The sequence below is a fragment of the Natrinema caseinilyticum genome (genome assembly GCF_024227435.1).
GTDB classification, from domain to species: Archaea; Halobacteriota; Halobacteria; order Halobacteriales; family Natrialbaceae; genus Natrinema; species Natrinema caseinilyticum.
Window position 1 is genome coordinate 1743157 of sequence record NZ_CP100445.1, and the last position, 12072, is coordinate 1755228.

Annotated in this window: 11 protein-coding genes; 5 read left to right on the forward strand and 6 right to left on the reverse strand. The window is 62.7% G+C overall.

What is annotated here, in order from left to right; all coding sequences use genetic code 11:
• Positions 1-20: 20 nt before the first annotated feature.
• Both NJT13_RS08525 and NJT13_RS08530 read right to left on the reverse strand, forming a co-directional pair.
• Positions 21-1163, reverse strand: coding sequence for a beta propeller repeat protein (locus tag NJT13_RS08525; RefSeq protein ID WP_254525129.1), 1143 nt, complete (start codon positions 1161-1163; stop codon positions 21-23).
• A 329-nt stretch (positions 1164-1492) separates the two neighbouring features.
• Positions 1493-2125, reverse strand: coding sequence for a Yip1 family protein (locus tag NJT13_RS08530; RefSeq protein WP_254525130.1), 633 nt, complete (start codon positions 2123-2125; stop codon positions 1493-1495).
• A gap of 110 nt (positions 2126-2235) precedes the next feature.
• Between NJT13_RS08530 and NJT13_RS08535 the strand changes: the two genes are divergently transcribed.
• The 3 genes from NJT13_RS08535 to NJT13_RS23455 are packed head-to-tail and all read left to right on the forward strand — an operon-like array spanning position 2236 to position 3262.
• The gene (locus NJT13_RS08535; protein ID WP_254525131.1) at positions 2236-2523 is read left to right on the forward strand and encodes a hypothetical protein; all 288 of its coding nucleotides are present in this window, start codon (positions 2236-2238) and stop codon (positions 2521-2523) included.
• Between the two features lie 23 nt (positions 2524-2546).
• Positions 2547-2741 (forward strand): hypothetical protein, encoded by a 195-nt coding sequence (locus NJT13_RS08540; protein ID WP_254525132.1) that lies wholly within the window; start codon positions 2547-2549, stop codon positions 2739-2741.
• Between the two features lie 2 nt (positions 2742-2743).
• On the forward strand, positions 2744-3262 hold the full coding sequence (locus tag NJT13_RS23455; protein WP_425499795.1) for a stage II sporulation protein M: 519 nt from the start codon (positions 2744-2746) through the stop codon (positions 3260-3262).
• Between the two features lie 168 nt (positions 3263-3430).
• Here NJT13_RS23455 and carB read toward each other — a convergent pair whose 3' ends face one another.
• Positions 3431-6607: a carbamoyl-phosphate synthase large subunit gene (gene carB / locus NJT13_RS08545; RefSeq protein WP_254525133.1), complete on the reverse strand. Its 3177-nt coding sequence runs from the start codon at positions 6605-6607 to the stop codon at positions 3431-3433.
• Positions 6608-6876: 269 nt separating this feature from the next.
• Here carB and NJT13_RS08550 point away from each other — a divergent pair, with 269 nt between their 5' ends.
• Both NJT13_RS08550 and NJT13_RS08555 read left to right on the forward strand, forming a co-directional pair.
• Complete coding sequence (locus NJT13_RS08550; RefSeq protein ID WP_254525134.1) at positions 6877-9195, forward strand: hybrid sensor histidine kinase/response regulator; 2319 nt, start codon at positions 6877-6879, stop codon at positions 9193-9195.
• A complete protein-coding gene (locus NJT13_RS08555; RefSeq protein WP_254525135.1) occupies positions 9192-9389 on the forward strand; it encodes a hypothetical protein in 198 nt (65 codons plus the stop codon). The genes NJT13_RS08550 and NJT13_RS08555 overlap by 4 nt, the downstream gene beginning before the upstream one ends.
• Here the strand turns inward: NJT13_RS08555 and NJT13_RS08560 are convergent.
• The 3 genes from NJT13_RS08560 to NJT13_RS08570 form a co-directional block, all read right to left on the reverse strand.
• Complete coding sequence (locus NJT13_RS08560; RefSeq protein WP_254525136.1) at positions 9377-9913, reverse strand: DUF5815 family protein; 537 nt, start codon at positions 9911-9913, stop codon at positions 9377-9379. The two genes, NJT13_RS08555 and NJT13_RS08560, sit on opposite strands and share 13 nt — an antisense overlap.
• A gap of 91 nt (positions 9914-10004) precedes the next feature.
• On the reverse strand, positions 10005-10877 hold the full coding sequence (locus NJT13_RS08565; RefSeq protein WP_254525137.1) for an ABC transporter permease subunit: 873 nt from the start codon (positions 10875-10877) through the stop codon (positions 10005-10007).
• Positions 10874-11791, reverse strand: coding sequence for an ABC transporter ATP-binding protein (locus NJT13_RS08570; RefSeq protein WP_254525138.1), 918 nt, complete (start codon positions 11789-11791; stop codon positions 10874-10876). Before NJT13_RS08570 ends, NJT13_RS08565 begins: the two co-directional genes overlap by 4 nt.
• Positions 11792-12072: the final 281 nt, after the last annotated feature.

The window sequence follows — 12072 nt, forward strand, 5'->3', positions numbered from 1 at the left end:
CAAGCGTTCGAATCGGGCGTTCAGATCCACTCCCCATCGAGGTACCGCTCGACCGACAGCGGTTCGTCGTCGGCGATTTCGATCGCGAGCATCGAAGTCGTATCGTCCGTCGAATTCGTGCTGTTGCCGCCGGTGTCGGTCGTGTTTCCGTCGTCGCCGCCACCGCCGGTTTCGCCAACGGGTCGCTCGAGGATCGTTCCGCCGTCGCCGACCGCGACGTCGTACGTCGATCCTTTCGCGACGCCGTCCAGTTTGGTTTCCACCGCGGTTTCGTACTGTTTCCACTGACCCGCGGACTGTCGCTCGTAGACGGCACCACCGTCGCCTGCTGCGAGCCCCGCGGCCCCCGCGCGGTCGACGGCCCGGATCGCCCGGCGCTCGTCGTCGACGACGTGGGGCGTCCAGCGAAAGCCGTCGTAGCGGTAGATGATCCCGGCGCCGGCGGCGACGTTCACGTCTTTCGCGCCCCGACTCGCGAGATCGTAAAACGCACCGCCCGCGAAGTCGATGCCGATCTGCGTCCACGTGCTCCCGCCGTCGAACGTCTCCGCGACGAACTGGCTCGTGCTGCAGACGTGACCGGCCTCTCGAGTGTTGAAGTCGATCGCCGGGATAGTCGACCCGCCGCCGGGCTTGATCACTTTCTCGTATTTCATCGCCCCGCTGTCCTGTCGGACGCCGACGAGCAGTTCGCCGGAGCCGTTGACGAAGTAGACCCGCTCGTTCTCGCCGGCGGTTCCCCGGACGGCACAGTCCTCCCAGGTGCTCGTCTTCCCTTTCGGCGCGGAGTAGTTGGTCAGGGTTCGCGTTTGGACGTTGTACTCGCCGATGACGCCGCTTCCGCCGACGAACCAGACCGCTTTGCCGTCGTCGGTCGCGTCGATTCCGGTCAGACGACGGCTGCGGGCCTGCGGGCCGTAGGCGACGACTTTCTGCCAGCCGTTCTCCCGTCGAGCGAGAACGTTACCGTCGGCACCGGCCGCGAAGGGACCTGTAGCGGCATCGACGGCATCGTTGAGCGCCTTTCCGGTCGGGGAATCGACCCGTCGCCACTCGGAGTCGCTCGATTGCGCGGTGGCGGCCGCCGAACCGAACGTGAGAACGCCGGCGGTCGTCGATGCTGTCGCGAGTCGAAGGACGTCGCGTCTGGTCTGTTCGGACATTGATCGCGACCCGGGGTAACGCTCGAGGGACTATAAGACCGTGAGATATTGAAGATAGTTATAATCGGAGCGGTGGAGGTCTCGGATCGCCTCCGTACCAAGTGCGGCCGGCCTCTCCCGAGTTGGATAGTCCGAGAAAGGAGGAATCGTCAGCTGGCATCGTGCCATCACTCAAAGCCACGGACGCGCTCGCCGAGACGATACCGCCGACCCCGGCATTCCAGTGGAGTAGCAAGACGTCTGCTGCCACTGTAGCAGCAACACAAACGACAGAAATAACAGTATGACAGTCATCGCAGGCCGGAGCTGACAAATCCCGGTGAGAAACATCAGGCAAAGACCACACCGTATAGCTCGTACAGATTATAGGCGAATGTAAGCAAGGTCGGTAAACTGACTGTCACTATCGCTTCCTTAATAGTCAAGCTTCTTGCATACTTGACCGCGAGCGTCCAAATTGCTGCTTGCCAAATGAGAAGTGGAATACGAAGCACGGAACTGAACAGGATTGGTGTCCTAGATTCCAAACCTCGAATAAAGTTATCGAGTTGTGCAGGGTCCTGTGGAACGGTTATACCTTGCAGAGTATACTGGAGCATGAGGGCTGCAAAGAGGCCGTTCAAAACCAACGGGAAGAACCCCCATCCGGTAAGCAAAAACACCGTTCGAAAATCGCCTTCGCCATCAAAGTACACCGATATCGTATGGAAAACCCCAGCATAGATGAACCAGAGTACAAAAATCCCGGCTATTGATCCGACGACGCCAAGCAGCGTGATCACCGTAGCAAACATCTGATTCTCTGATGGAAGTGTCTGCGTCAGCTTGGGAAGCAACAGAACTGTGGCCATGTTTAGCAGTATGCCAGTGAGAAGTACCGTTAGCACTGGTGGTAGCAATCGCGGATCTCTCGACTCTTGATCGAAAAACCGGTGGGGATCAAAGATAAGATTCCTATCCATCCACGTAACATGTATTATCAACACAGTGAATATAAATAAATAACCATTACTGCTTAACCAAAATTTTTATTATATAGAACGATTATATTTCTATTTGGAGTTGATGAAAGATGTACGTCTTCAATAACAAATCCGCTGTCTCCGAGGATAGAACAGTTGCAGCGATGACGGCGATGGCAATTATCGGCGTAGCTGTCAGCATGGCATTCGGAGGCGCTACTAGCGCTCTCTTAGAAGTAACGTACTATGCCACCAATAGCGGGGCAGCAGCAGGCGGCGCGTCTGCTGGTACGGGCGCAGTTGTCGGGGCAGGAATCGGTGCCTCGTCGCTAAGTGGTCTTGCACTCGCCGGAGCAGTCACTGGTGGTGCAGGGCTCGTAGTCGGCGCTGGTGTATAAGTACTCGAAGGAGAAATCACTGTATGAGTATAAACAGCGAAAACGTCGAACGCCACACTGCAAGCGTTGTCATATTGGCCGGGGCATTAGCGACAGCGGCAATCTATCTACTGTCTGACTACGTTACAATAGAGCAGACAGTGCTCGTCGCTTCAACCCCAGTGGTTGTGGCCGCGTTCGTTGCTGCGGCTTCGATACTGTATTGGCAGTTGGAGTAGCAGTGGTACGGACAAGAAGACCCGATTCTCCGCTTATCGCATCGATCATCCTCTTTTTTGCCGGAGTGGCTGTAGGTCTCTTACTGCAGAGTCCGGTTATACCGGTCGATTCTCCGACAGGAAGCGAGCGGTCGATCTGGTTTTTCTTCTCGACGAACGCTATGGTAGCAACGCTTCTTTATTTCGGTACGTTCACTTTCGGAGTTAGTACTTCGATTACACTATTGTACAACGGTTTTGTCGTCGGATACGCACTTAGCGGAAGTGAGAACGTTCTATATTCCATCGTTCTCTTAGTACCACACGCTATCGTTGAATTGCCAGCGTTTTGGATTGCGGGCGCAGCAGGTCTGCGCGTGCCGTTCGAACTAATTCGGTACTTTTCAGGTCGTCAAGAGAGATTAGTTAGGAAGTCTTCCGTGAAGCGGAGTGGCCGTCAGTTCGCATTCGCAATCGTGTTGCTCGGTGTTGCAGCGTGGATAGAAGCAGCAGTCACACCGATGGTCGCTACAGCTTTCTAGCGAGCTACAATATACCCCTATTCCGCTAGTCACCGTATATATCGGGCTCAAACGGTCGAATTCCTCACTTTATCGCTCGCCATTACGAACGTGCGTAAATTCCCTGTGACGATGGGCAACCGACGATCGAACCGTGTTACGGATCAGTCGCGCTTCGCTCGAGTCAGTTTACTCCGACCGGCCCCACTCGGCCGCGCCCTTCGGGCGGTCGGTGACGGCGGCGACCTCGAGCGTCCCGTCGAAGCTGTCGAGTGCCTCGACGTAGGCCTCGGCGCTGGCTTCGGTCGACAGGTAGGGGATCTCTTCTTCGACCGCCATCTCGAGGGAGTCGCGGTCCCGGCTGACGACGAAGTCGATCTCGCCGTCGCGAATGGCCTGTGGCACGTCGTCGAAGTCGGTCACGTCGAAGTGGTTCTCGAAGCCGTCGACGTCGAGGTCGACGACCGCGGTCCCCTCGCTGACGGCGTTGCCGGCGGCCTGCTGGGCCTTCCAGTAGGCGGTTCCGAACTCGCTCGCCGTCCCCATCACTTCGCCCGTCGACTTCATCTCCGGGCCGAGACGCGGGTCCGACCCAGGCAGGCGGTCGAACGGGAGGACGACCTCTTTGATCGACGTGTGATCTGGGAGTTGCTCTTCGGCCTCGAGACTCGCGAGCGTCTCGCCGGCCATGACTTTGGCCGCGAGTTTGGCGATCGGAACGCCCGTCGCCTTCGAGACGAACGGGACGGTGCGCGAAGAGCGCGGGTTCGCTTCCAGGACGTATACCTCGCCGTCACGAACGGCGAGTTGAACGTTCAACAGCCCCTTCGTCTTCAGCGCTTCGGCGATGTCCTCGGTGACTTCGCGGACGCGCTCGAGCGTGTCCGCATCGAGCGAACGCGGCGGGATCATGCAGGCGGAGTCGCCGGAGTGGACGCCCGCGGTCTCGACGTGTTCCATGATACCGCCGATCAATACGTTGCGGCCGTCGGAGACGGCGTCGACGTCGAGTTCGATCGCGTCCTCGAGGAAGTCGTCGACGAGGATCGGTTTCTCGGGGCTGACGCGAACGGCTTCCTCGATGTAGGTCTCGAGTTCGTCGTCGTCGTAGACCACGTCCATCGCGCGGCCGCCGAGCACGTAGGAGGGACGCACGAGGACGGGATACCCGATGTCGTGGGCGAGGTCGAGGGCCTCCTCCTTGGAGAAAGCCGTCCCGCCGTCGGGCTGGGCGATGCCGAGTTCGTCCATCAGGGCGTTGAAGCGGTCGCGGTCCTCCGCTAAGTCCATCGCTTCGACGCTCGTTCCCATGACCTCACAGTCGAGGCCGCGACGCTCGAGTTCGTCCTCGAGCGGTTCGCCGATGTTGACCGAGGTCTGGCCGCCGAACTGGACCATCACGCCGTCCGCGCCGGTCGCTTCGGCGACGTCGGCGACCTCTTCGGCGGTGATCGGCTCGAAGAAGAGGCCGTCGGAGGTGTCGTAGTCCGTCGAGACCGTTTCCGGGTTGTTGTTGACGACGTGGGCGTCGATTCCCAGCTCGCGCAGTGCACGAACCGCGTGAACCGAGCAGTAGTCGAACTCGACGCCCTGCCCGATACGGATCGGGCCGCCGCCGACGACGATCACGCTCTCTATATCCCGGTCGACCTCGAGTTCGCCCGAGGCGGCCTCGCCGAGCAGCGGCCCCGACTCGAATTCGTTCTTGCGCGACGAGTAGTAATACGGCGTCTCGGCTTTGAACTCGCCGGCGCAGGTATCGACCTGTTTGTACGTGCGACCGGGCACTTCCTGTTCGACCGTTCCGACGTCCGCGCCGGCCGCGGACGCGATCGTCGCGTTGGTGTGACCGGTGATCGCCGCCTCCGTGAAGTCGCCCTCCTGTGCGGCGAGCGTCGAATCGGCGACGTTCTTGTAGCGCTCGGTGTACCACTCGAAGATGCCCGTTCGCTCCTGGACCTCCGCGACGGTGTAGCCGCGTTCGAACGCTTCGAACATCGCGTAGGGACGGTCCGGGGACGGGCGCTCGAGGTAGCGCTCCTCGAGTTCCTCGTCCGAGACCTCGGCCCAGTCGACGTCGGGTTCGTACTCGGACGATCGGAGGGCTTTGAGCAGCGATTCCTCGAACGTCCGGCCGATCGCCATCGCCTCGCCGGTCGATTTCATCGCCGTCGTCAGTTCGAAATCGACGTCGTCGAACTTGTCCTTGGGCCACCGGGGGACCTTGGTGACGACGTAGTCGATCGCGGGTTCGAACGCGGCCGTGGTCTCGCCCGTAATTTCGTTTTCGATCTCGTGGAGGCGCTTGCCGAGTGCGACCTTCGCGGTCACGCGAGCGATCGGGTAGCCGGTCGCCTTGGAGGCGAGCGCGGAGGAACGCGAGACGCGCGGGTTGACCTCGACGACGCGGTACTCGCCGCCGGGGGTGCCGTCGTCGTGCCAGGCGAACTGGATGTTACAGCCGCCCTGAATGCCGAGTTCGCGGATGACGTCGAGCGCGGCGGTGCGCATCTCCTGGTGGCCCTCGTCGGGAACGATCTGGGAGGGCGTGACGACGGTGGACTCGCCGGTGTGGATGCCCATCGGGTCGATGTTCTCCATGTTACAGATGATGATACACGAGTCGTCCGCGTCGCGCATCACCTCGTACTCGTACTCGACCCAGCCGGCGATCGATTCGGTGATCAGGACCTCGCTGTTCCGGGAGAGGCGCAGTCCCTTGCGGACGCGTTCGATGAGTTCGTCCATCTCTTCGACGACGCCGGACCCGGAACCGCCGAGCGTGTACGTCGTTCGAGCGATGACCGGGAGGCCGCCGACCTCGTCGACGGCAGCCTCGACGCGGTCGACGAGGTCGGCTTCGGTCAGTTCCGAAACCGATTCGTCGTCGTCGAGCGCGATGGTGGTCGACTTCGGCACCGGCTGACCGATCTTCTCCATACGCTGGCGAAAGAGGTCGCGGTCTTCCGTCGCGTAGATCGTGTCGAGCGGCGTTCCCATGATCTCGACGTCGTACTCGTCGAGGACGCCCTCTTCTGCGAGCTCCGCGGTAACGTTGAGCCCGGTCTGGCCCCCCAGGCCGGCGATGACGCCGTCCGGGTTTTCCTCGCGAATGATCTCGGCGATGGCGTCCGTCGTGATCGGCTCGATGTACACGCGATCGGCCATCTCCGGATCGGTCATGATCGTCGCCGGGTTCGAGTTCACGAGGACGACTCGAGCACCTTCCTCCTGAAGTGCCCGGCAGGCCTGCGCCCCCGAGTAGTCGAATTCGGCGGCCTGTCCGATCTGGATCGGCCCGCTTCCGATCAACAGGATCGTGCGTCCGTCCCCCGTCTCGCCGTCTGCGGCGGTGTCCGTACTCATCTGTCTTGTCGAACTGGAGTTCGCACATCGTAATAAGCCCCACGATATAGTACGAATCTCGAAATGGCTTTTCGAAATTCGAACTCGAGCGGTGGGCGGTTCACGGAATCGACGCCCGTTTCGAGCGCGTGCGACCGGTCTCTCCCGACCGTGTGTGAGACACACCCGTACGTGACGTATCACCAGTGTGGCGGATTGTGAACGGATATAGCCGCCATCGGTGGCCGTATCTCTTATGTCACCTCGCACCCACTCTCCGAGTCGACTAGATGGCTGCGTTCGGCACCACCGATTTCCACCACCCACACCGCGTTCTCTACCTCGATCCCGATCCCACGGCTCGGCGTCGGACCGCCGACGGACTCGAGTCGGCCGCCGATATCTCGGTCGAACCCGTCGCGACACCGTCCGAGCTCCGAACCGCGCTCGCCGACGCACCCGAGTGCGCGTGCGTCGTCACCGAATACCGGTTCGAGGAAACGGATGCGCTGTCGCTGTGCGAACGACTTCGGGACGACGGAGACGCAGACGTTCCGTTCGTCCTCTACACCGCCGACGGCGACGAGACGCTCGCCAGCGATGCGATTACGGCCGGCCTCGCGGGATACGTCCCGCGAGAAGCCGAGGATTCGATCGAACGGTTGCTCGCCCAGATCGGGACGGTCGTCGACGCTGCGGGAGGGGCCGGCGAAACCGACGCCACCGACCGGTCCCCGCGGACTCGCGAGCGACCGCCCCCTCGGGCCGAACGCGACCACTTCGCCGCGGTGTTCGAGCTCAGCCCCGATCCGATCGTGGTGAGACGCCGGGCCGAACCCACGGAGATCGTGGACGTCAACGACGCATTCGAGGCGACCTTCGGGTACGACCGGTCGGATATCGCCGAGAGCTCGCTCGAGGACTTCCTCGTTCCGGACGACGCGGAGCCGCTGTGTCTCGCCGAGGCGGACGGGCACGGGGAGGCGATCACCGCGGAGGTCGAGCGGCTAACGGCCGACGGTCGCAGCGAGTTCCGGCTCCTGAGATTCGAAACCGAATTCGAGGGAGAGGTCTACGAGTACGCGCTGTATACGGACATCAGCAAACAGAAGCGACGGGAACGCGAACTCGAGCGGTACCGAACGCTGGTCGAAACGGTCGGCGATTCGATGTACGTTCTCGACGCCGAGGGCACGATCGAGATGGTCAACGACGCGATGGCGGACCGGATCGGCGAGTCGCGAGAAAACCTCGTCGGTTCGGATCCCGCTGATTACATGTCGGACGAAGACATCGAACGGGGAAAGAAGACGCTGCTCGACATCGTCGACGACGACAGTCGAAACTGGGGAACCTTCGAAATGAGCTTCGAGCCCGTCGACGGCCAGCCGTCTCTGGCGGAGGACAACGTCGCACCGCTCGTGGACGAGGACGGGAATCTGGCCGGCAGCGTCGGCGTCATCAGGGACATCAGCGATCGAAAGAAGCGCGAACGCCGCATCCGCCGACTTCACGACGGAACGCGACTACTGATGGCGTCGTCGAAAACGGAGGACGTCGCACGCGTCGCCAGCCGGGTCGCACGCGACGCTCTCGAGTTGCGGATGAATGCCGTCCATCTCTACGACGAGACCGAAGACGAGCTCGTTCCCGTCGCAGTGACCGATCGAACGGAGGAGTTGCTCGGCGAGGTTCCCGCGGTCGAACGCAACGGCGGACTCGCCTGGGACGCCTTCGAGGCCGGTGAAGCGATCGCTCACGGCGACGTTCGCCTCGATCCGAACGTCCGAAACCCCGAGACGCCGATCCGAAGCGAGGCACACATTCCGATCGGCGACGCGGGGGTGTTCATCGTCGGCTCGACCGAGCCGAACGACTTCGACGAGGAGGCGCTCGCACTCGCGAAGATCCTCGTCGCGAACGTCGAGGTCGCACTCCAGCGCGCCAATCGAGAGGACGAACTGGCCGCTCGCACGGCCGAACTCGAGCGCCAGAACGACCGACTCGAGGCCTTCGCCAGCACCGTCTCCCACGACCTCCGGAATCCGCTGACGCTCGCGATGGGTCACACGGAGAACGTAGCGCCTCACCTCGACGACGAGGGCGAACGCTACTGCGAAGAGATCCGCTGGGCCCTAGACCGGATGGACGGTCTCATCGAGAACCTCCTCACGCTCGCCCGGACCGGCCAACGCCTGACGACGACGGAGCCGGTCGACCTCGATACGATCGTCGACCAGGCCCGTCGGACCGTCGATCCGGACCTCCGAGTCGTCCGAGACGAGCCGTTGCCGACGGTCGAGGCCGACGGAGATCGTCTGCTCGTCCTCTTCGAGAACGTCTTCCGCAACGCCCTCGAACACGCCGGCGATGACGTGGCGGTCACGATCGAGGGCACGGACGACGGGTTCGCGATCGCCGACGACGGTCCCGGAATCCCGGTCGACGAGCGCGAGAACGTTCTCGAATCGGGATACAGCACCGCGTCGGACGGGACCGGCTTCGGGCTGGCGATCGTGTCCGAAGTCGTCCAGGCCCACGGCTGGTCGATCGCGGTCGACGAGAGCGACGCTGGCGGGTTGCGTCTGGCGTTTTCTATCGCGGAGTGATCGATCCGGTCGAAACGAGGCGTGACGGCCTCGAGTGGCGCGTCCTCGCACGCGTCGGCCGTCAACCCGTCCTCGAGGACGGCTATCGCTGCACGCTCGGCGCCAGCAGTGGCCGTCCGTCGGGGGTGACGGGCCACCGTCGATCGGTCGACGAAGAGGCGGTGGACACGTTGATCTACACCTACACCGGCTGATCGTACTCGCTCTCGAAATCGCGCCGTCGCCGGTACTGATCGACGAATTCCGAGACGTCGAATTCGAGCATCTGTGACTCGAATTCGGTGATCGCGGCGTCGTCCTCGGCGTGGCTGATCGCGTGTTCCATGAGTTCGACGACGAGTTCGACGACGATCTCGTGAAGTCGCCGGGAATCGAAGTCGGTGAGCCAGAGCAACGCGTACCCAACGGCACCGTCGCCGCTCGCGTCGTAGACGGCCACCTGGTCGGGAAACTCCTCCATGACGACGCCGAGCAGATGAGGCGTGCCGAACTCGTCGAAATCGTCGTCGGTATCGATGCTCTCCCGGAGGACGACCACGAGCGATTCGGGGAGAAACCGCGACGGAGGGTGGACGTCGGTGACGACGGCGTGGGTATCACCGCAGGAACAGCCGTACTCGCGCATCCCGAGGTCGATCTCGTGGGGATCGACAGTTTCCCCGCAGGGAAGCTCGAGTTCGTCGCCGCCACCGGATCCGGGGACGCGGGGCGCTGCCATGACGCGTGCTTCGACCGGAGCCGGGATAAGGGCGACGACTCGACACCTCCGGTTCGGGTCGACTACCGCGACGCGAACGGGCGAGCGACGGTCAGAAGTCGGCCCCGTCGAACCGATAGAAGCCGACGACGAGCGGGACGACGAACCACAGGCCGAGCACGACGAGCCCGATTACAGGACGCGAGTAGAACGGTTCCGCCGCGGCGGCGCTTGCCTGAACGCCGGCGCCCGACTGAGCGGGATCGGCACCGGCCGTCGCCGCGAGGTCGGGCAACAGCGCGACGATCGCGGAGAAGTACGCCGCGGAGGGCGAGACCTGCATCAGCGGATACAGCCAGTCGGGCATCGTCGACGGGAGCGAAAGTCCGCCGACGACGTACAGGATCCCCATCGGGACCGCGTCCCACAGCAGTTCGAAGACGACGAAGAAGGCGAGCGAAAGCGTCGTCGCCCGCGACGTCGACCCGGTCGTCGCGGAGATGCCGACGACGATCGTCGCGTAAACGGCCGCGAATGCCAGCGTGATCAGGACGAACGTCAGGACCGCGAGGAGATCGATCTCGCCGAGCAGTGCGGCGCCGACGCCGAGGCCGGCGAGGAGCCCGACGCCGAGTCCGAAGACGAGGACGGCGGCCCGGCCGACGACCTTCCCGGCGAAGACCCGCCCGCGCGTAGTCGGGAGGGAGAGCAACAGCTTGATGCTCCCGAGTTCGCGCTCCCCGGCGAGGGACTTGTAGCAGACGACGATCGCCGAGAGCGGCACGAACAGCCCGACGAGCCCGATCGTGAAGAACAGCAGGCCGCCGAAGGTCGCGCCGGTGGGCGAGCCGAGCAGTTCGGGGACCTCGACGTAGGCGTAGGTGGAAACCACCGAGAGGATCACGAAGACGGCAACGAGGGCCCACAGCGCCCGCGACTGGACGGCATCCCGGAAATCCTTCTTCGCGACGGCGGCCCAGGTCATGCCTCGACCTCCCGACCCTCATTTGTATAGCGGACGAACAGGTCCTCGAGCGAGGACTCGACGACCGAGAAGTCCTGGACGGGGGACACCCCGTCGATGGCGTCCAGGGCGGCGAACTTCGAGACGCCGTCGATGCTCACCCGTAGCCTGTCCCCCTCGATCGAGGCGCTGGCGACGCCCTCGAGTCGCCGAACGCGCTCGTGGACGGCTGAATCGAGTTCCGAGACGGAGACGTACAGGGTTTCGCCGGTCTCGCTCGAATCCCGAAGCCCGTCGATCGTATCGACCGCGACGAGTCGGCCGCTGTCGATGATCGCAACGCGGTCGCAGACCGCCTCGACCTGCTCCATGATGTGACTCGAGAAGAAGACCGTCGTCCCGCGCTCGTTCTCTTCGCGGATGATCTCGCGCATCTCGCGGGCACCGTTCGGGTCCAACCCCGTCGATGGTTCGTCGAGGACGAGGAGGTCCGGATCACCGACCAGCGCCATCGCCAGCACGAGCCGCTGTCGCATGCCCTTCGAGTAGCCGCCCGCTTTCCGATCGGCAGCGTCGGCGATCCGAACACGCTCGAGCAGCGCGGTCGGATCGTCGGCGACGCCTTTCATCTCGACGGCGAACTCGACGTGTTGACGGCCGGTGAGCCGGTCGTAGACGTGATACGCGTCGGGAAGAACGCCGATTCGGTTCCTGGCGGTCAGCCCGTCCGCTTGGGCGTCGTGTCCCAGAACGGTGGCGGTCCCACCGGTCGGCCGGATGAAATCCAGGAGGATGTCGATCGTCGTCGACTTCCCCGCGCCGTTGGGGCCGAGGAAGCCGAAGACTTCGCCTTCCTCGACGGTCAGGTCGAGTCCATCGACGGCGACGACGTCGCCGAATCGTTTCGTCAACCCCTCGAGTTCAATCGCCGCCATACTTGAACCTCCAGTACGCCGTCAAAACATTCGGTATCGATGAGACAGACATAGAGGCCCTACCTCGGGAGGGCAAATAAGTATTGTCATTATTACGACATATTGACAACGGGCCTACTCAAATATGTTTGAGACGACGGAAACGAAAGGAGACGGGCCTCGCGCGTCGGCCGCGAACGGCGGTATCGGAGGGATTCGTCCATCGCGAGTCGAAGCGGATCGTTCTCGGAAGTCGGTTCGCGGTTCGAACGATCGCGTCGCCGTCGGTCGACCGATACTCG

Coding starts and splice junctions, on each gene's coding strand:
- NJT13_RS08525 (WP_254525129.1), bottom strand. CDS start 1,163: ATGTCCGAACAGACCAGACGCGACGTCCTTCGACTCGCGACAGCATCG.
- NJT13_RS08530 (WP_254525130.1), bottom strand. CDS start 2,125: ATGGATAGGAATCTTATCTTTGATCCCCACCGGTTTTTCGATCAAGAG.
- NJT13_RS08535 (WP_254525131.1), top strand. CDS start 2,236: ATGTACGTCTTCAATAACAAATCCGCTGTCTCCGAGGATAGAACAGTT.
- NJT13_RS08540 (WP_254525132.1), top strand. CDS start 2,547: ATGAGTATAAACAGCGAAAACGTCGAACGCCACACTGCAAGCGTTGTC.
- carB (WP_254525133.1), bottom strand. CDS start 6,607: ATGAGTACGGACACCGCCGCAGACGGCGAGACGGGGGACGGACGCACG.
- NJT13_RS08550 (WP_254525134.1), top strand. CDS start 6,877: ATGGCTGCGTTCGGCACCACCGATTTCCACCACCCACACCGCGTTCTC.
- NJT13_RS08560 (WP_254525136.1), bottom strand. CDS start 9,913: ATGGCAGCGCCCCGCGTCCCCGGATCCGGTGGCGGCGACGAACTCGAG.
- NJT13_RS08565 (WP_254525137.1), bottom strand. CDS start 10,877: ATGACCTGGGCCGCCGTCGCGAAGAAGGATTTCCGGGATGCCGTCCAG.
- NJT13_RS08570 (WP_254525138.1), bottom strand. CDS start 11,791: ATGGCGGCGATTGAACTCGAGGGGTTGACGAAACGATTCGGCGACGTC.